Origin of the sequence: Psychrobacter sp. YGAH215 (assembly GCF_007280595.1) — a bacterium.
Taxonomy (GTDB): Bacteria; Pseudomonadota; Gammaproteobacteria; order Pseudomonadales; family Moraxellaceae; genus Psychrobacter; species Psychrobacter faecalis.
On sequence record NZ_VKLR01000006.1, the window covers coordinates 30,578 to 50,298 of the forward strand.

The 19,721-nt window shown below is 44.3% G+C and carries 21 protein-coding genes; 8 read left to right on the top strand and 13 right to left on the bottom strand.

Annotation, left to right across the window (positions count from 1 at the left end; all coding sequences use genetic code 11):
* Nucleotide 1: 1 nt before the first annotated feature.
* The 3 genes from FOR85_RS02785 to FOR85_RS02795 all read right to left on the bottom strand — a co-directional run bounded on the left by FOR85_RS02785 (nt 2) and on the right by FOR85_RS02795 (nt 1,796).
* Nucleotides 2-199, bottom strand: coding sequence for a DUF503 family protein (locus FOR85_RS02785; protein ID WP_223808493.1), 198 nt, complete (start codon nt 197-199; stop codon nt 2-4).
* 133 nt (nt 200-332) lie between these two features.
* Entirely contained in the window at nt 333-1,190 is an 858-nt protein-coding gene (locus tag FOR85_RS02790; RefSeq protein ID WP_144296618.1) for a M48 family metallopeptidase, read from the bottom strand.
* A gap of 324 nt (nt 1,191-1,514) precedes the next feature.
* The gene (locus FOR85_RS02795; protein WP_144296619.1) at nt 1,515-1,796 is read right to left on the bottom strand and encodes a DUF503 domain-containing protein; all 282 of its coding nucleotides are present in this window, start codon (nt 1,794-1,796) and stop codon (nt 1,515-1,517) included.
* A 145-nt stretch (nt 1,797-1,941) separates the two neighbouring features.
* Between FOR85_RS02795 and gorA the strand changes: the two genes are divergently transcribed.
* Nucleotides 1,942-3,297, top strand: coding sequence for a glutathione-disulfide reductase (gene gorA, locus FOR85_RS02800; RefSeq protein ID WP_144296620.1), 1,356 nt, complete (start codon nt 1,942-1,944; stop codon nt 3,295-3,297).
* Between the two features lie 107 nt (nt 3,298-3,404).
* Here gorA and FOR85_RS02805 read toward each other — a convergent pair whose 3' ends face one another.
* The gene (locus FOR85_RS02805) at nt 3,405-3,782 is read right to left on the bottom strand and encodes a hypothetical protein (protein ID WP_223808482.1); all 378 of its coding nucleotides are present in this window, start codon (nt 3,780-3,782) and stop codon (nt 3,405-3,407) included.
* 107 nt (nt 3,783-3,889) lie between these two features.
* Between FOR85_RS02805 and FOR85_RS02810 the strand changes: the two genes are divergently transcribed.
* Nucleotides 3,890-4,102 carry a hypothetical protein gene (locus FOR85_RS02810; RefSeq protein ID WP_068403915.1) on the top strand — a complete coding sequence of 71 codons (213 nt, stop codon included), beginning with the start codon at nt 3,890-3,892 and terminating at the stop codon, nt 4,100-4,102.
* A gap of 65 nt (nt 4,103-4,167) precedes the next feature.
* On the opposite strand, the gene FOR85_RS02815 is transcribed toward FOR85_RS02810, so the two are convergent.
* The gene (locus FOR85_RS02815) at nt 4,168-4,806 is read right to left on the bottom strand and encodes a GNAT family N-acetyltransferase (protein WP_144296621.1); all 639 of its coding nucleotides are present in this window, start codon (nt 4,804-4,806) and stop codon (nt 4,168-4,170) included.
* Between the two features lie 107 nt (nt 4,807-4,913).
* On the bottom strand, nt 4,914-6,521 hold the full coding sequence (locus FOR85_RS02820; protein WP_144296622.1) for an FAD-dependent oxidoreductase: 1,608 nt from the start codon (nt 6,519-6,521) through the stop codon (nt 4,914-4,916).
* 262 nt (nt 6,522-6,783) lie between these two features.
* On the opposite strand from FOR85_RS02820, the gene truD reads away from it, so the two are divergent.
* The gene (truD, locus tag FOR85_RS02825) at nt 6,784-8,064 is read left to right on the top strand and encodes a tRNA pseudouridine(13) synthase TruD (protein WP_144296623.1); all 1,281 of its coding nucleotides are present in this window, start codon (nt 6,784-6,786) and stop codon (nt 8,062-8,064) included.
* A gap of 94 nt (nt 8,065-8,158) precedes the next feature.
* Here the strand turns inward: truD and FOR85_RS02830 are convergent, their stop codons facing one another.
* On the bottom strand, nt 8,159-9,751 hold the full coding sequence (locus FOR85_RS02830) for a diguanylate cyclase (protein WP_144296624.1): 1,593 nt from the start codon (nt 9,749-9,751) through the stop codon (nt 8,159-8,161).
* A 413-nt stretch (nt 9,752-10,164) separates the two neighbouring features.
* Complete coding sequence (locus FOR85_RS02835) at nt 10,165-11,046, bottom strand: PHP domain-containing protein (protein ID WP_144296625.1); 882 nt, start codon at nt 11,044-11,046, stop codon at nt 10,165-10,167.
* A gap of 204 nt (nt 11,047-11,250) precedes the next feature.
* On the opposite strand from FOR85_RS02835, the gene ispZ reads away from it, so the two are divergent.
* The 5 genes from ispZ (at nt 11,251) to FOR85_RS02860 (ending at nt 15,789) form a co-directional block, all read left to right on the top strand.
* The gene (gene ispZ / locus FOR85_RS02840; protein WP_144296626.1) at nt 11,251-11,802 is read left to right on the top strand and encodes a septation protein IspZ; all 552 of its coding nucleotides are present in this window, start codon (nt 11,251-11,253) and stop codon (nt 11,800-11,802) included.
* Nucleotides 11,803-11,912: 110 nt separating this feature from the next.
* A complete protein-coding gene (locus tag FOR85_RS02845; protein WP_144296627.1) occupies nt 11,913-12,266 on the top strand; it encodes a YciI family protein in 354 nt (117 codons plus the stop codon).
* Nucleotides 12,263-12,799 (top strand): hypothetical protein, encoded by a 537-nt coding sequence (locus FOR85_RS02850; protein ID WP_223808483.1) that lies wholly within the window; start codon nt 12,263-12,265, stop codon nt 12,797-12,799. The genes FOR85_RS02845 and FOR85_RS02850 overlap by 4 nt, the downstream gene beginning before the upstream one ends.
* Nucleotides 12,800-12,825: 26 nt before the next feature.
* Nucleotides 12,826-14,997, top strand: coding sequence for a tRNA (5-methylaminomethyl-2-thiouridine)(34)-methyltransferase MnmD (gene mnmD / locus FOR85_RS02855; protein WP_144296628.1), 2,172 nt, complete (start codon nt 12,826-12,828; stop codon nt 14,995-14,997).
* Between the two features lie 168 nt (nt 14,998-15,165).
* Nucleotides 15,166-15,789, top strand: a complete 624-nt coding sequence (locus FOR85_RS02860) for a hypothetical protein (RefSeq protein ID WP_144296629.1) — start codon at nt 15,166-15,168, stop codon at nt 15,787-15,789.
* A gap of 109 nt (nt 15,790-15,898) precedes the next feature.
* On the opposite strand, the gene FOR85_RS02865 is transcribed toward FOR85_RS02860, so the two are convergent.
* The 5 genes from FOR85_RS02865 to FOR85_RS02885 form a co-directional block, all read right to left on the bottom strand.
* A complete protein-coding gene (locus FOR85_RS02865) occupies nt 15,899-16,576 on the bottom strand; it encodes a DUF4112 domain-containing protein (RefSeq protein WP_144296630.1) in 678 nt (225 codons plus the stop codon).
* The gene (ubiA, locus tag FOR85_RS02870) at nt 16,569-17,486 is read right to left on the bottom strand and encodes a 4-hydroxybenzoate octaprenyltransferase (protein ID WP_144296631.1); all 918 of its coding nucleotides are present in this window, start codon (nt 17,484-17,486) and stop codon (nt 16,569-16,571) included. Before ubiA ends, FOR85_RS02865 begins: the two co-directional genes overlap by 8 nt.
* Before the next feature lie 85 nt (nt 17,487-17,571).
* The gene (locus tag FOR85_RS02875; protein ID WP_144296632.1) at nt 17,572-17,814 is read right to left on the bottom strand and encodes a hypothetical protein; all 243 of its coding nucleotides are present in this window, start codon (nt 17,812-17,814) and stop codon (nt 17,572-17,574) included.
* Between the two features lie 67 nt (nt 17,815-17,881).
* Entirely contained in the window at nt 17,882-18,784 is a 903-nt protein-coding gene (locus FOR85_RS02880; RefSeq protein ID WP_144296633.1) for a class I SAM-dependent methyltransferase, read from the bottom strand.
* An 82-nt stretch (nt 18,785-18,866) separates the two neighbouring features.
* Nucleotides 18,867-19,709, bottom strand: a complete 843-nt coding sequence (locus FOR85_RS02885) for an undecaprenyl-diphosphate phosphatase (RefSeq protein WP_144296634.1) — start codon at nt 19,707-19,709, stop codon at nt 18,867-18,869.
* Nucleotides 19,710-19,721: the final 12 nt, after the last annotated feature.

Genomic DNA, 19,721 nt, shown 5'->3' on the forward strand with positions numbered 1-19,721 from the left:
CCTAAACAACCTCCCTCTCAACATTCATCACCCGCGCATCTACCGTCCGTTCTATTTTTTCCTCGATTTGGCTGCATTGCGACTCAACCTCACGTTTAGACAGGCCAACGATTACAAACGTCCATTCGCTGGCATCATGCCGATCACGCTTGCCACTTTCACAAACCGCGACGCTTGGCGTATTGCCAAATGAGTACAGCTTGCCACACCTAGCCCTTAAGACATAAGATAACCATCAAATCAGCCACTTGTACATATCCTTTTGCAAAAAAAAGATAAGTCGTTTGACTTACCTTTTGTGGTAACATTTACTTTTTTGAATACTTACTGAGTTATTTACGTTTAATAGTTCTAGTAGTAGTGGCGTTAGTAGTTACTCCAGTAGTTGCCTTAGCAGGTGCTTTAGCCGCCGCTTGATAGACTGGCATAACTTCAGGTAACAGGGCCTGAATTTTAGCGATACGCTGCCCAGAGTTTGGATGCGTAGACATCAAAGTAACTATCGCATTGCTACGACCATTGGCTGCCTCCATTTTTTGCCATACTGCAATTGCAGCTTCTGGATTGTAGCCTGCCTGTGCCATCAAACGTAAACCACCAGCATCGGCTTGTGATTCTTGACTACGAGAAAACGGCTTATCAAGGCCGTAGTCACTAATTAAACTCATTGCCTCAGCATTTAGTCCTGTTTTTTCCTGTATCGCAGCACCGCCTAATTGAAGAGCTAAGCCGGTCAGAATTTTTTGCCCAGCATCTTTTTTACTGTGCTCAGATAATGCATGGGTCATTTCGTGTCCCATGATCGCAGCAATCTCTGCATCTGTTAACTTCAACTTTTCTACAATACCGGTGTAAAAAGCCATTTTACCGCCAGGCATTGCCCAAGCGTTTAATTCAGGTGAACGTATAACGGTAACTTGCCAGTCAAAAGGAACACCTGTTGTATTAGCACGAACGGCATAAGGCTTCATACGATTGAAGACATTTTTAACTCGAATAGCAGTGGCAGAAGTATTATCTACTGCGCCTTGACCATTGGCTTTAGAAACCACTTGAGAGTAACTTTTAGCCGCATTAGTATTTAACGTAGCAGTATCGTACCCTGCCATATCAGCTACAGTGGTACAACCTACTAAAGTTGTAATAGTAGTCAAAACTAAAGCACTTTTTATTTTATTAACAGTTTTCATTAAACGTCCTAGTTGAGAAATACAGTCAAATTAAATAGCTCAATTAAAATCATGAAGTTATAAATTTAGAGCTTTACTACCGTAAATTTATATCTTGCATGACCCCGATTGATAGCAATATATAATTGAATATGTAACTGAAATGTAAGTAATGTTTCTGAATTGCTGAAAGAGATTATCATAGCAAAAAACAAAAGTCTATCAACAAATAAACTATAGTTCGTTTTCTAGAGTCAAAATATTTACTTAACTCTCAATTGAAGCATCCAACTGTATTCTTTTAATCAGAGTCGCTGTTCAGAAAGCATCCTTTAATATATCCTCCTAAACAAACTCCCTCTCAACATCCATCACCCGCGCATCTATTGTCCGTTCTATTTTTTCCTCGATTTGGCTGCATTGCGACTCGACCTCACGTTTGGATAATCCAACGATCACAAACGTCCATTCGCTGGCGTCATGCCGATCACGCTCACCACTCTCACAGACCGCGACGCTTGGGATATTGCCAAAGCGTGCATGCAAGCCGCCCATCCGTTGGCGTTTTTCTTTGAGTGAGCTACAGCCAGGTAGCGCGAAAGTCAGAGTTAAGATAACGATATGCATGAGTTTTCCTTATTAAAACCAGTCACACTTCATGGTATCATCAAGCATACTTTTTGTAGGGTTAAAAAGGCTAATATTTACCCTATTCCCTATAAATACCAATTTCACAACCTTCCTAATAAAAACCAAATCAAGAGACATAACAATGACTAAACATTATGATTATATTTCCATTGGCGGCGGTAGCGGCGGTATTGCATCAATTAACCGCGCTGCAAGCTATGGCAAAAAATGCGCCATTATCGAAGCTGAGCAGTTGGGCGGCACCTGCGTCAACTTAGGCTGCGTACCCAAAAAGGTCATGTGGTACGGCGCGCAAGTGGCCGAAGCCATCGAAAAATATGCACCAGATTATGGCTTTGACGTCGAGGTCAAAGGTTTTGACTTTCAAAAACTGATCCATAGCCGCCAACAATATATCGAAAACATTCATCGCTCTTATGATAATAATCTGGCGAAAAATGGCGTTGAAGTGATAAAAGGCTTTGCTACCTTTGTCGATACTAACACTGTCGAGGTCAATGGCGAGCTCATTACCGCCGATCATATTTTGATCGCTACTGGCGGTCATCCGATTCTCCCCGACATCAAAGGTGCAGAATACGGCATCGATTCTGATGGCTTTTTTGCGTTAAATGAAATGCCAAAACGGGTTGCCATCGTTGGCGCTGGCTATATCGCTGTCGAAATCGCTGGCGTGCTCAATAGCCTTGGTGCTGAGGTGCATCAGTATGTGCGTCAACATTCGCCGCTGCGCTCATTTGACCATACTATCGTTGAAACCTTGCTGATAGAGATGGAGCAAGACGGTATCCAGTTGCATACCAATACCACACTCACTGAGATTCATAAAAATGAAGATGGTAGCCTGACGTTATGTACCGCAGATGGTAGCCTTGATACGGTAGATTGCTTGATTTGGGCGATTGGACGTGCGCCCTCAACCGACAATATCAACTTGCAAGTAACCGGCGTTGAGACCACTGAATTTGGCAAAATTAAAGTCGATAAATTTCAAAACACCAATGTCAAAGGCATTTACGCGGTCGGCGATATTATCGAAAACAGCATTGATTTGACGCCAGTGGCTATCGCTGCCGGTCGCAGGCTTTCAGAGCGCTTATTTAACAATAAAACCAATGAGCATCTCAGTTATGACTTGATACCGACGGTCATCTTTACCCACCCTGCTATCGGTACGATTGGCTTGTCTGAAATCGACGCCGTTGAGCAGCATGGCAAAGAAAATATCAAATGCTATAAATCAACATTTACCTCTATGTATAGCGCAGTCACCCAGCATCGTCAAAAGTGCGTGATGAAACTGGTGTGCTTGGGTGAAGAAGAAAAGGTTATTGGCTTACATGGTATTGGCTACGGTGTCGATGAGATGATTCAGGGCTTTGCGGTGGCGATAAAAATGGGCGCGACGAAAACTGACTTTGATAACACGGTTGCCATTCACCCGACAGGTTCAGAAGAATTTGTGACCATGCGCTAGTTTTTATAGACCAGATAATATGAGTAAAAAGCTACCTTTAACGAGGTAGCTTTTTTATTAGACGTCATTAAGGCGTTTCTAATATAAATCTTCATTTATCAAAGCCATTAATTATCCAGCGTCCATTCTCCCTTGGCATGATAAACGTTAAATATGGTTTTATTAGTTTGGCTATTTCCCACAATCGTTTGGGTGATATCAGCGGTACAGCTAAAATTACGGTTACCCTTGACGCGGTTACAGTCGATATTCTCGACACGCTCAAGCGTTGGCATCATGCGCTCCATCAAACTGCTTATATCTTGCGCCATTTTGTCATTCTTATTATTGCTCGCATTCGTTTTAGCAGCCTGCATTATCTTGATACCTTCTTTATATTGCGCTGCGATCAATTGCTCAACCGTACTGTCAGGAGGTGCTTTAGAATAGGTGACAAAAAATAGTATAAATAAGAGGAATAGCGTCAATTTTTTAAACTTTCCCACCTTCACCTCCTGTTATGCTGATAGCGTTTTTCAAACGTAAGAGGCAGATAATTCAGACAGCACAATCACGATACTGCTATGATGCGTTTAATAATCACCGTTGCGAGATGCTTGTGTGGCAGATGTATTTTTCTATCTTACCGATTGGTCTTGGTATCATGACCTTGGTCGCCAGCCTAATCGGCTTGTTTGCTTATTTGATGTCCAATGATAATGCCACGCGCCTGCTCGGTTTTAACTGGTTTAAGCGCTTAATTATCGTGGCATTTCTCCTATTGAGTGTGGGTTTATTTATGACCTTTGGCAGTTTTTGGGGTTAATGGCTTTTACGTTAATTGCTCTGATGTGAATGGCTTCAGATTTAGTAAAACTGATTGACTTATCATTAGCTTACGAGTTTTTCTAATTCTAATAATTCTAAATCTTGGCGCTTAGGTTCGCCATTATTACCGTCGACGGGAAACGGCATGCTATTGCCATTTAACTGATAACCGCGGCGCTGATAATACGCCAAGAGCTCTGGTCGATGACTGAGAATAGACATCGTTAAACGCGCAGGGTTTTGTGCAGGCGTTTGGGTATTTGCTTGTAAATGCCGCTGCGCAAACGTCTCAGCCGCCTGCAGTATCTGATGACCGACGCCAAGCCCTTGCAGCTCAGGCAAGACGGCAAACATACCGATATAAGCTTTTTGGTTACCCGCGCGCTGATTTGTAGCGACATCATCTTTTATGTCGACCGCGATACAGCCCAATAGCTCGCCCGTTTCTTTGCCATCACGCTCACCTGTTGTGGTTTTTGGATAAATAAAAACGTAATGCTTTGGGTCATTAATGACAGCCAATAGCTCATCCTTGGTGGTACGAATACCGCCGACCAAATCTGCCTCATTGGTCCAGCCTTCCGCTTGTCGATAACAGCGATTGAGCAATTGCTCGAGTGCGTCGACATCACTTGCTTCAGCTTGACGTAAAAATACGGTTGTTTTGTTTAAGGCTTCTTGAGTGATGTGGTCTTTATTCATAGCATCGGCTTTCCTTTTCCATTCATGTCTTATAAAAATCTATTGTATAAAAGGCTAACTCGGATAACCAAGCCAGCCTTTATAATAATACGTATCCGTTTTTACTACTAGCGCGATAACGCATGGGCTTGCTCGATAATATCAAACCCAGCATTGATTTGCGCGCGCGTTGGCGCATGATCACGGCGCAGTAGCTCAGAGAAGGCAATCAACTCTTTATCACGGCCAAGTGAGATAGCAGCACTTGCACGGGTGTTTTCTGCTTCGTCATCAAAATAGTACTCAATACAGTCGAATTTACTCGGCGTGCCGAATATAATACTATGGTCAGGCGTTGCGGCATGACCGCTATAGCGTAGGCTATTGCCATACTGTGCTGTCCAAAAAAATGGAATACGCTCGGCTAAAGAGTTGACATTGTCTTCATTTAAGATAGCAGCGGCCGCAACGATACCGTGTTGCAGGGCCACGCGCCAATGTTCGATACGCATACGCCCCATCTGATTGGTGGCTTTGGCAATATCACCCAGCGCATAAACGCCGTCGCGCAGCTCTAAATAATCGTTAACTTGCACGCCATCAGGATCGTTGACCTCGTCTATTATTTCGGTACGCGGTGCTACACCTGTACCCAATATGATCATGTCGGCGTCAATTTTGTTGCCGTCATCCAAGACAACCCCGCTCACTGTGCCATTATCTTGCGCTATCTCAGCAACGTTGGCACCAAAGGCGAAGTTCACGCCTTTTTCTTTATGCAAACCAATCAGAGCATCACTGATACTTTCGGAGACAATATTACTCATTACCCGAGGGCTACGACCAACGATGGTAATAGAAGCGACCTTCCCCGCCTCCATTAATGCTGACGCCACTTCCATACCGATAAAGCCGGTACCGACGATAACTACCTGCTTGTTTTCACTGGCCTCTTTAATGTCTTTGGCATCATCCATACTACGCAGTGTATAGACTCCCTTGGCATCTGCGCCTTTAAACGGTGGCACTTTTGGCTCAGCGCCTGTCGCCACCACTAAGAAGTCCGCCGTTTGCTCTTCACGTTTACCATCTTCGCCTTTTATGACGATAGTACGCGCGTTTGGTAATACTTCGCTGACAGTTTGGTTTAAGCGCAAATCAATATTATTGTTACTCGCCCAATCCGCGCCGCCAAGCATCAAATATTTCTCATTCATTTTACCAGCCAAAAACATCTTGGATAATAAAGGACGATTATAAGGCGCTTTATCATCTTTACTAATCATCGTAATCTTGCCGCCATAGCCACTATGACGCAGCTGATTGGCAGTCATAAATCCCGCGCCGCCGCCGCCAATGATAATGGTATGAGTATCCATCAGCTTGTCATTTTCCACGCGCTTATCTATCTTTGCGGCGGTATTGACGACGATGCTATCGCCCTCATCGCTTAACTCGTATTGGGTTAAGCCGCGCATGGCGACTGGCTCCAATAGCGTGCCGTCGCGACTGTCAAAAGTACCGTGATGCCACGGACACACGACGCGATTACCACAGCGCAGCCCCTCACCCAAATCTGCGCCAGCATGCGGACACTTACCATCGAAGGCACTAAATTCGTCCTCATCACGGGTGATTAAAATGATACTATCGTCATCCTGTTTATAGGATTTCATGCCACCATTTGGAATGTCGGCTTTGCTAATGGTGACGGTATGAATCGTTGCTTTACTCATGAGTTATCCTTAACGGTTATTATTAAAATTTATTATTTCCTGCTGCAAATGTACTTTTTATTGGCGTTTTAAATAAAATATTAATGCCAAAAATACGTGATTAAAAGACCAGATGTCTTGCCAGATACTTTGATACTAGCAAGACCCATTGCCAGACGCCATTTTTTTATATACTGACTGCGTTGCAAAACGTAAACTTACCTTTACTCCCTCTTTAACGTTTTGCTCTTACCCCTTTTTATCAATACAAAAGATACCTTTTATGACTTCTCAAGACGATTTTGCTAACGACTCATTTAATAACGATTCTCCTAATAACAAACCTTTGACTGATAAAACCTTTGATATCTCAACTATCGATATTACCGCCGCCACTGATACGGCCAAATTGCCACAGCCGACGCAGCCGCCTTTAAGGCAAGCGACCTATAAAGCCTATGCCACAGATTTTGTGGTCAATGAGATATTGCCACTCGACTTTACGGGCGAAGGTGAGCATTTATGGCTGCATATCGAAAAGCTCGGTATGAATACCGTCTATCTGGCTAAACTACTATCCGAATGGGCAGAGATTCCACTGCGAGATGTCGGTTACTCAGGGCTAAAAGACCGTCATGCGCTGACGACACAGTGGTTTAGCCTGCGCCTACCAAAAAAGCAATTACCAGAATCTGAATTTGCGCCACTTGATATCGGCGTTAATGAATCGCTTACTATCCTTGCACAGCAGTGGCACAATAAAAAACTCAATCGCGGGACCCACCGAGCCAATCAATTTATCATTACCTTGCGTGACATTCAGTTTGCGGACTTAGACCTAGCAGCGACAATGTCTGATCAGAGTTTATCTTCTAGGCAAAACGACAAAGATGCGGTTGAGCAGCATTTGGCCCATATCAGCACAACGGGCGTGCCCAATTATTTTGGTCCGCAGCGCTTTGGCCGTAACGGTAATAATGTCAGAGAAGCATTGGCGTTATTTGCGCGTCCTGTACCAGAAAGTCGTCCGAACCCAAAAAAGAGCAAACGCAAACAGGCGCCGCGCGAGCAAAACAGTATGGAATTGTCCGCGGCGCGTAGTTTGATATTTAATGAGATATTAGCAGCGCGGGTGCGTAATGGTAGCTGGAATACGGGGCTTGCCGGTGAAGTGTTTAATTTGAATGGCTCAGGTTCAATATTTGCCAGCGAAGTAATGGACGACACTTTGCAAGCGCGACTTGCCAGCGGCGATATTCATCCAACGGCGGTATTATGGGGCGTGGATAATGATAAAGTCAGTGGCGCAGCAGCCGCTATCGAAAATAATATCGTACAGAAAAGTCCATTACTAAGTCAGTTGGCAGCAGGCTTAGAGAAGCGCGATATCAAAGCACAGCGACGCGCGCTAAGATTACCGATTGAAGAATTAAGTTGGGAATGGCAGGACATAGATAATGAGCTGAGCTTGGTGCTGAGCTTTACCTTAACGACGGGTAGCTTTGCGACCAGTGTGCTTGCAAGTTTGGTTCATAATCTAAACACAGCATCAATAACGATCTAAAAATCAGAATGAATGGCTATCTAATTGCTTATGTGATGTATGTAAGCAATTAAATTGCAGATGATTAGCTAGTAGCGAAAGTTACTCAAAGTTATTAGCTAGTCGCATAAAGGACAGCGATCTTGTCTTTTTCTACCGCGAGCATATGGTTGGCACTGACCACCTGATTACGCCCGCGGTCTTTTGCCTCATACAAGGCTTTATCGGCGATACAGATTAAGCGCTGACAAATATCGCTGGGCAGCTGCGCCTTTAATATTTCTGTGGCAGCGCGTTTTCTTCTATGAGAGATTCTTTTTTGGGCGCGGGTTTTTTGCGAGCTTTCTTTTTGCGAGCTTTCTTTTTGCGTACTGGCTTTGTTGGTGCTAGCTTTGTCGGTACGGGCTTTATTAATATCGGCCTCTTGCCTACGAGATTTCTGCGTTTCCGCCAGCGGCTGCGTACTTTCTTCTAATGCCAAAGCCCTATATTCACTTTGAATACGGGCGCGCTCCTCATGGGTCAGGGTATAAACCCCTATACTGGCAGTGATATTAAAATCCGTTCCATCATCGCTCTTGATGACATGTTGCGCAATATCTTGGCGCAGCTGCTTCGCAATGGTCATGGCACTATCATGCTGGGTATCGGGTAGCACAATCAAAAACTCTTCGCCGCCATAGCGACTGACAATGCTCTCTTCTGATAAAGAGTTTAATAGGGTTTGAGCAACCTCAGACAGCACTTGGTCGCCAACGTCATGCCCATAATTGTCATTGATATTTTTAAACCAATCTAAGTCCAATAAAATCACGCTAAAATCTTGTTTATCGCCCATCGCCAGCAGTGCTTGCTGCATTTGCGTCAAACCGTAGCGGCGGCTTTTTAACTGGGTCAATTCATCTTGATTGGCATACTGCATAATCTCAGCTTTACTGTTATCCAATATCAATAGCAGCGTGCGAAACATATAGATGATAAAAATCGCCTTTGGCAGCGCCATATAAATATGAGTGGTGCGCCAAAAAAATGCTGAAGACAAACGCAGTTGATTAAAGGTCTCCCAACTCAGTATCCCATTTTTAAAAATCGACGCAGAAATGGCATTTTCAATTGATGTCATCTCGCTATAAGTAAGATAGCTATAAGTAAGATAGCTATAGCCATCTAAAGGAAAAGAGCTCATCGTCATTTGACGTAGATTGGGTATCGTCAAGCCAAAATAGGGAACCAAAGTGACGAGAAAAATCAGGACAATATGACCCAAAAAGGCTTTCCAGACATAGCGGCGACGTATAAGCATCATACCTAACATCGCGCCGCCAACGAGTGATACTCCCGCGACCAAACTACTGTGACCCATGACTAAAATGACCACGGCAATATAAAGGCTATAAAGCGTGACGATTATCGCTTGCCACTTATATAACGAATCCGTGTCTTTTCTAATCGGCGATAAGCGGCTAACCATCCAAGAAAAAAACAGGACCATCAAGGTGAGCCCTATCCACAAGGGATACAGCACATCCATATTTACGTAGGAGCCATAGATATCTTGGCGCCACCAGACAAATAAACACCATAGCCAATGCGATGACACTTCCAGCAAAATAAACAATGCCAGCAGCGATGCCCTATCAGCAGCTTGCCACTCAAAAATCACTCGCGAGAGTTTTCTGTAGCCTAGATGAGATATCGATACAGCCATAATGGGCTACCGCAGATAATGAAAGTTATTGAGCTAAAACCAAATAAGAAAGTAAAAAGGATGATTTATGTTAGATCTAAACTGACGCATTTAGTGTGGCAATTTTTCTTTTAATTATCAATCTGTTTAAGTGATTTATGCGTCAATATCTGACACCTCATTTTGGCCTATGTTTTTTTAGTAATGATTTTTAATAATGATTTTCAATTATATACCCCACTCTCAACTTATTTTTCTAAGGTATTGGTTTGCTTAGTTTTTAAAATTTCAGTTAAAACAATTAGAATTTTAAATTATATAAAAACCAAAGGCCTACGATAAGTTGAGATTGGCGTATTATATGGTCAATTTACAATGCCGAGTCACAGGATCGACTTATCATTTTAAATAATAGTTTTGGTTTATACTTTTAACTAAGCCAATGTCGCAAATGACTGCCAAATGCCCTGCTGTTCAGGGTGAAGGTTTGGTACGTCACCCAAACGTCGCCACGGCATATTACTACCATGAAAATCACTGCCGATAGAGGCGGCAAGCTGGTGTTCAGCAATACTACGATCGACCATTCTACGGGTACTAACTGGTTCGCTATTCGCTGGTAATTCACAAGCATCACCGCCAAGCCGTGCAAACTCTTCGATAAGTTTACGTACGCGAGTGGCAGATAGCTGATAGCGGGTTGGGTGCGCGAGTACCGCCTTGCCGCCGCAAGCGTGAATCAGCTCGATGCCGCGCTGCATGGTTAATGCTTCAATCGCCACGTAGGCGGGTTTATTATCCGCTAGATATTTATCAAAAGCTTTTTGCACGGTTTTTACCGCACCGCGCTCAAACAATACTTGCCCAATATGCGCACGCCCTACCGCTTGTGGATTACCGCCTGCTTTATCGAGTACCGCTTGCCATAGTTCAGCATAATCAATATCTAATAGCTCACTGAGTTTTTCAGTGATACGTTGACCGCGCGTGGCACGGCTGTCTTGCAATTGCTGCAGCGTCGCGTGCATTTTATCAAAGTCGGTGAAGTCCAGTCCCAATACATGGATAATTTTATTGGTAGATTTATTTTTGCCATAACCGCCGCTAAGTGTATGCTCGCAGCTAATCTCAACCCCATTAATTAATTGTATATCGCAGGCCTCAGCCGCTGCGCGCGCCTCGTCGATACCCATCAAGGTATCATGATCGGTCAGCGCCAGTACATGAATGCCAGCATTGTGCGCGCGCTGTACTACCTCGGTCGGCGCATAGGTACCATCAGAGCAAGTACTGTGGCAATGTAAGTCGATTTTCATAAAGCTGGCCTTAAGGTGTTGAAAGTGTTGTGCATTCAAATACGCTGTCACTACTGACTATATTATCAGTAAAAAAGGGGAAATGCGGCGAAGATAACGCATGAAGGCAGATCATAACGGATGATTATCCTGTTACTTGCTTTTTTTTGCAGCAGTAGACGTGTAAACTACCCCATACGTTTTTTGTTGGACATCCTATTTGCTATGAAAGCCTTATTAGACTTCATTCCGTTGATCGCGTTTTTTATTGCCGCGCGTTACAATGGCATTTTAGCGGCGGCAGGCGCCTTGCTCGTGGCCACTATTATTATTTATGCCATCCATTTTGTGCGTCAAAAAGGCAAATTTGATAAACAGCAGTGGGTCGTTTTATTATTAACCATCGTTTTTTGCGGTGGCACGCTGCTATTGCGTGACGACATCTACTTACGCTGGAAGTCGCCTATCATCAACGGTATCTTCGCCGTTACGCTATTGGTCAGTGCCATCATCAATAAGCCACTCATGCAATTGGCGATGAAAGAAGTGTTTTCACTGACCTTAAGTGGCTGGAAAAAACTGACCGTCGCTTGGGCACTGTTTTTTGCCTTTATGGGTATTCTGCATTATATCACGGCATTTACGATGTCTGATGAGGCTTGGATTAACTTTAAAACTTATGGCTGGATTCCAATTATGTTGGTATTTGTGATTGCCCAATTTGCCGTATTAAAAAACCATCTCAATCCAGCATTAACCGATAAAACCACTAAATAGAAGCTATTTCAATCATAATATACGCCTTAAAAGTATAATGAGAGATATCATCATTATTTTTTATTCTGGTTATTAGTGCTTTATTCATATTATTTACTTGAGGAAGTCCCATGTCCTTATTTGCTATTATCGGCCACGATGTTGCTGGCAGCAGCGCCCAACGTCAGGTAACACGCGCCGAACACGTTGCCCGCCTGAAAGTATTACAAAGCGAGCAGCGACTCATTATCGCAGGTCCAACGCCCATCGAACACGGTAAAAGCGAGATGTCAGGCAGCTTGATTATTGCTGACTTTGACTCCCTCGATGCTGCGCAAGCATGGGCGAGCGCTGAGCCTTATCTGCGTGATGGCGTCTATAGCCATGTAGATATCAAGCCGTTTGTGCAGACCTTACCTGAACCTACTGACAGCGCCGCAGATAAACCAGCAGACAAGCCAGCAAATAAGGTAACAGTATCGTGATTCAGCAGTTATTATTAAATGGTTCTGTTTCTAATCATACCAGTGAGCACGTTCTTGGCCGCGTCGCTAATCTTATTGTTGCGAGCTTGTTATTACTTGCTAGCTTATCAGCACAAGCAGCACCAACTGTGACCAATGCTGATCCTGCGGCAAGAACGGCTCCGCTTGCGCCAAATGCTGTATTAGCGCCCAATACTGTTAATCAACTAGCGTTACCAAATACTGCTTCAAATACGGTCTCTGCTACAGCAGCGAACCAAGCTACTAGTGCTCAGCCTGCGACCAATATTAGCGACACTTTAGCCGCGCAGCTACAACCATCAACTAAAGCGCTCTCTGAAGCCAATCAAGAATTGCTAAGCCGTAATGCCCAGCTTCAGCGTCAAGTCAATGACTTACAAACACAAGTAAACGTTTTGGTTTATGAAAGCAAAGGTCAATTGTTTTTATACGGCGCATTTACGGTGTTAGTGAGCTTATTGGTTGGGATATTTATTTCGTGGTTGGTGTTTGTCCGCCGTGACCGCTGGTAGTAAATCCTCTATAAATGTGATGCTTTATGTCCAAATTTGTGTCTAAACCTGAGTCTAAACCGGCTATATCCAAGCCTACCTCTACCTCTCTTGCCACTTATAAAAAAGCCACCAAGCCCCCTAAGAAACCCGCGCCGCCAGATGTGATTACCCCTGCTAAGATTGGATGGCAAACCGATGATGCTGGCAATCAAGTGCCAGTATCAGGGGAGTTTGGCGATGTGTATTTCTCGCACGCTGATGGCTTAGCAGAATCTCGCCATGTATTTTTAGCCCATAATCAATTACCCGAGCGCCTAGCAAACCTTGCTGATAAGCAATGCTTTACGATTGCTGAATTGGGCTTTGGAACGGGCTTGAATTTTTTAGCGACATGGCAGCTTTGGCGTGAGCTTCGTGCTCAGCAGCCGCAGTTAACAAGCGCGCGCTTACACTTTATCACCACTGAAAAATACCCCATTCCGCTTAACGACTTAACGCAGATACTCGCTTTATGGGCACAGCGCGCCCCTGAACTTGCCGAATTGATTAAAGAGCTTTTAGCCAACTACCCACCGCTGATTGCGGGCTGTCATCGACTAAACTTTATTGACGATAATATCACGCTTGATATTTGGTTAGGCGATGCGGGCGATAGTTTGGCAAGTCTGGCTAGTTTTGAGAGCTTAGCTACTTTAAATACTGAGACTGCTATCAATCGTCCTTACGTTGATGCTTGGTTTTTAGATGGTTTCGCGCCTTCTTGTAATGAGAGCTTGTGGGCGGAGTCGATATTTACCCAGATGCAGCGCTTATCTCGTACTGGCACCACGGCCGCTACTTATAGCTGTGCTGGTATTGTCAAACGTGGCTTGCAAGCGCATGGTTTTAGCATTAAAAAGGTAAAAGGTTTTGGGCGCAAGCGTGAAATGTTAACGGCAGCGATGGCGGACAATACTGAGTTCTTACCTGATTCTTTAGCACTGAATGACGATAACAATATTTGCGTTTTGCCACACCCTCATGACCATACTCCTAATCATACAGTGGTTATTGGGGCAGGCGTTGCGGGACTACTTACGGCTTGGACGCTGGCCAACCGAGGTGTGGCTGTGTCGATAGTAGATAAAGTCGCGCCGCTTGCTGGCGCCTCTGGCAATCCGCGCGCCCTCCTCGCACCAAATATGACACCCATTCATCATGTGTATGAGCACTTGCACTCTATCGGCTATCTCTATAGCGGCAGGTTGTACCGTTATTTTAATCGGCAAGCAGCGCTGCAGCAAACGCCGCTCATACTTGAGCAAACAGGCGCGTTAGACTTGCTAATCAAAACCAATATCGGAACTGTGCAAATTGCCGATTATCCCAATGAAATGGCAACCACGGTTACGATTGAAGAGGCGCAGCAATTAAGCGGCTTAAAAACTAAAGACTTAACGGACAATTTATATTTACCAAAATCTGGATTGGTCAATCCACAAGCGCTAAAAACGCTCATCCTTAAGCACTCAAATATCAATTATCAGCAGCTTAGCGTTACTGATATCAAAGAAGCTGCCAATAAAGTGACGGTGATTGGTGAGAAAGAAAGCGGTATTGATGGTCAAAGTTCTGTCACTATCTGCGCTGACAATATAGTGATTTGCGCCGCCTATGAAAGCCATCAATTAGACAAACGTATCGTTGAGTGCCGTACTATTCGCGGGCAATTATCTTGGTTTACACCTACTGCTGAGCAAGTTGCGGGTTTGCCTAAACTACCGCTCAAATATAGTGGTTATTGCGCGCCCTTTATCGGGCAAAGCGGCGATGCTGAGATAAATAACATTCGCGACAATGAGCCACAGTTTTTATTAGGTGCCAGCTTTGTAGATGCTGACGCCAGTATTGATATCCGCGAAGAAGAAAATCAGCAAAATTATGACAAATTGCTTGAGGATATTCCTGAATTAAGCAATGTCTTGCCAGACGATACCAGCGCATGGCAAGCGCGCGCCGGTGTGCGTACGCAAACGATTGACTATCATCCCTTGGTCGGACGACTTGCCCAAAGTCGCCGCATTTGGACGCTCTCTGCGATGGGTGCAAAAGGTTATGCGCTAGCCCCGATATGCGCTGAAGCATTAGCAGATATGATGCTCGGCTGCTTTGCGCCTTTATCTGCCGTTACCTTAGCGCGATTATCACCCAATCGGGCGCGATTGCATAAAGCGTAAAAAGTAACAATTTAACGTTACGCTAACTTTTATCAATATTTATGAAAACGCTCTTAAAGCTAAGGCATGTATTGATAACAGTATAGAAGCAGGCTTAAAGAATAATGCTAGACTAGCCTTAAAGTTTAAAACACTTAAATAACGATTATAAATGGATAGCTGTCTATTATGAAAACCGATATTTTTACCTTAGTGAAATCAAAACCATCCTTTAAAGCGATTTCTATCACTCTATTAGGCCTATCCCTACTAAGTGCTTGCCAAAAGACGCCAGAACCTGAAACCGCCGAAGAGACTGCTGCTGATACAACCACCCAAACGACACCCGTAAGCTCTAATATTAATGCGCCTAAAGTTGCAGAAACAAAGCCAAGCGCTACTGATTCGGCAGCCACTTTAGAGCAAGATACAAGCTCAAATGAATCAGAAAACGAGCTTAGCGCAGCGGATATCTCAACAAGTAGTGCTGCGATAATGCCCAATCCAGAACAAGCCATCAAAGGCGCGCAAATCACTGATGTCAATTATCGCAGCGCTAGCGGTGAGACGTTATTTGTTATCTTTGAAACCTCAGAAAAAGGCGTACTTAACGCTATCGTCACCCTGCCAAACAAACCAAAAATGACCTTGAGTGCGCCAGAAGGCCAAGGCAATAACCCTACTTATCGCTCAAACGATGGCAGTATTCAGCTGGTCAGTCATGGCGGTGGTAGCAGCATTGATCTTATTCAAAACAATAAAACGACCAGCTTTGAGGCCATCAGTGTAGAACCAGAAGTCATTACCGAATAATGTTATCAATAAGAGTTTGGCTTAGAACCTGTCAAAAATAATAAATTCAACCCTAAAAAAGGCGGCAAATACTTATTATATTTGCCGCCTTTTTTAATCTACTTTACCTTTAACCAAAACCAGTGGTCTTGCCAAACAGACTGACCAGCCAGCTCATCAGCGCCCATAAGCCCCAACCGATAACCACAATAACGATTAATCCTAATAGGTCAGGAATATGCAGATATAACCAAGCAACGATAGGATTACGCCAAAAGAACGCAAAGCGGCTTTGCTGCTGCCTATCTTCTAATGATTGATGCAAAAACGGCCGATCCATATGCATGGTTTCGGTAATGCCATATTCATCGTGTAGATGCTCGTGCACGATGCTCAATGTCTTACGACTGGGCCGAATAAAAATATCGAGCACCGTACCTATACCCGGTACAATACCAACCACCATATCAATCAGCGCCAATCTAACCGCTGGGGTCATTTTATGCGCAGGTACGCCCAACTGCCGACCTAATATAAAAGCATAGCTGGTCAACGCCAGTCCTGCCAAATCTCCCGCCAGCGGAATGGTCGACAGCGCCGCATCAGCCCCCATGCCTTGTTTGGTAAAGGGAATACGTACGAGCGAATCCATGGTATTGGCAAATTTCGCCAATTTGCGCTCAGTTTCGATGACTTGTGCGCGTGTTAAGCCATGTTCAGCTAGCTTTGCCTGATAATCGATAACTGGCGCCTTAACATCAGATACCTTTCTAGCTTTTGACTTTGAGAGTTTCTTAAACTTATCCATTAAAAGTTGTCCATAAACACGCGATTGCGATAAGAGCAAAGACGTAACGCCCTACCCATATATTGGCCAAAAACGCCTGAAAACAGGCCAGTGCTTGACGACTGGCACAAGCGCTGTTCTGCTTGGCAAACATCATCGCCACGAGCGCCAAGCCAAATACTGGTAACACGCCCACACTGGTTGGCGCAAAGTAATGCCACATGACCGCACCCATGATAACTAAAAAGACGGTTTGCAGCAGCGAGATAATAATCACATCGTAGCGGCCAAATAATATCGCCGTTGATTTGACGCCAATTTTTAAATCATCCTCACGATCCGCCATCGCGTACTGGGTATCATACGCTACTGTCCAGCACATATAAGCGATAAATAATAACCAGCACCAGATATCAGGCGCGCCTTGTATAGCGACATAGGCCATCGGTATTGCCCAACCAAAAGCGGCGGCTAAAAACACTTGCGGCAAATGGGTAAAACGCTTCATGAATGGATAAATAAACGCCAATATAACGGCGCCAAGCGACCAGTAAAAAACGGCAATAGGCAAAAAGAATAGCAAACTGGCACTCAGCAATACCAATACTAAAAACGCGGCAATGGCTTCCTTACCAGACAAGCGTCCATCTGCTAATGGACGGCCTTTGGTGCGGCTGACATAACCGTCGACCTTGCGATCAGCAAAATCATTGATTGCACAGCCAGCCGCGCGCATAAAAATCGCACCGAGCGCAAAAATAACAAAGACTCTAAAATTTGGCATACCTGCTACCATGCCTTGCTGCTGCGCTTGACCCATCGCCGCCAGCATTACCCCCCAAAGCGTTGGCCAGAGTAACAGCTCGATACCTACAGGTTTATCAAAGCGTGTTAGTTGTAGGTAGGCTTGTAATTTGTCATTAAATGTCATGGCGTTTTATTATCATCTATATAAATTTTATATACTTTTTTGCAAGCTGCTAGGTTAAGCGAATAGAAGCGAAAGGGTTGGCGAGCTATTGGATTTGTTGCCACAAATTATTAGCTTCAATGAGCGACAACTCAGGATATTGCTTGCGTAAGGCTTTAATGGCAGGAACTTTTTCTTTTTGTACGGCTTGCTGTCGCAAGAATCTCAAGTAATCTTCAGGGCGACTCAATTCTTTTAAGCGCGCTTCCAATCTTAAAATTCTCGTACGCAGCATAATATTTATCAGTAATAGCGCCGCTCCCATTACCCAAATAATTAGTGTCGACATTCCTTGCTCCTAAATTCACTAACTCTAAAAGTTTAAACTGACTCCATGCATGGTAACGAAAGGTTTTTTAAACGAAATACCCATCAAAACGTATCGCTTCATTATGCCAGCTTTCGCTTGGTTGTTGATGCGCAAGTAATGGTGCGAGCTGCGGGCGTTTAACGACGACGCGGCCTTGGCTTGCATTTTGACTGACGATTGCTTGTGCACTTTGGAGCAATTGTGACTCTTCTTCTAGCGTTGGTGGACGTGCCAATTGGTGCAAGGCTTGCATATGCTTGCCCACTTTCGCGCCTTTACCCGTTTTGCTATCTTGATAGCTATCCTCTGGAAACATAGGATCAAGATATACCACATCAATAGTCTGATGGCTATTAGCGGTCAAACCATTACTAGAATCTGTAAAATCAATACTTTCAAAATAACTCAGCGCATCGGTATTGATAATCTGTAGTCGGCGCATCAGCTTTTGCCAATTTGGTAGCGTACTCATCCGCTGCTGTTCAGCTAGCAAAAGCAGCGCTATCAAGGGCTGATGTTCAAGCATAATGACTTGAGCGCCAGTACTGGCTAATATCAGGCTGTCATGCCCAAAGCCTGCCGTCGCATCAATGACCGTGCTATCCGCGGTAATTTTAGCCGCTTGTAGCAGTAACTCAGACTTACGCCCAGCACTCACCACTCGGCGCTGTAGCTTATCCCATTCGGGCGCCACGCTCAGCCCATCGCTTAACCATGACAGTTTATTTTTTTCATCTAATACTAAGATAGGCTGGATAGAATACTGACTTAATTGCTGACGACGTTTTTGATTGAGCTTTTCGCTAAATAACTCAATGTTTAGAATAATAGGCAATTGATGTTTGACTACCAGCGCTTGCAGGCTGGCTATTTGCGCTTGTTGGGCTTCATTGACATAAAAAAGCTCGCAATGCATAAAGTCGCTTGATGTTTGTTGCAAACTGCTCATGATTGCCCTCCCTCTTAATGTTTTACGGTTTAAAACGTTACCGTTTACCCAGTTGAAAATGATAACGCCACATCGTTAAAACTTAGCCTGCCATCTGATAGCCAAAACCCCAAGCGGCAATCAGTACTAATACGCCCGTAACAATACGTAGCCAAGCAAAGATTTTAAAGTCACGACGGCTAACCCAAGCGACCAATAAGCGGATACAAAGTAAAGCGACGACAAATGACACCACGGTGCCGATACCCAATACCAGCCAGTCTTCGCTACTGGTCAATACATCATGATGCTTTAGTAAATCCAAAAATGCTGCGCCAACAATGACAGGTATGCCTAAAAAGAAAGAAAATTCCGCAGACGCCTTACGCGACACGCCAAGCCAGAGGGCGCCGATAATAGTGGCCCCTGAGCGTGAGGTTCCGGGTATCAAAGCCAAACACTGCATCAAACCAATCATTAACGCAGTTTTTAGACTGACGTCTTCTGCTTCTTGGGCAATAATCGTTTTAGGTCGATTTTCGACATAAAATATCAGCAGACCGCCGACAATCAGCATAATCGCTACCACGATAGGGTTAAACAAATATGCCTTAATCTCGTCTGCAAAGGTAAAACCTACAATCATTACCGGAATGGTCGCCACAATTAAGCTTAGACCAAGCTGCCTTGGATTACTCTTACCTTCCGCTTTACCAGTCAGTAGCCCCATGAGCGCTTGCCAGAGCCTGCCCCAGTAATCATAAATGACCGCTAAGATAGCACCAAGCTGGACTACCACCACAAACAAATCAACTTTTTCCTTAGTCCAAAAGCTCATCAAATCGGCTGATAAAATCAAATACCCCGTACTAGAGATGGGTAAAAACTCAGTGATACCTTCAACGATACCCATAATGAGCGCTTGGATTAATAACAGTATATCCACAGTTGCTTCCCT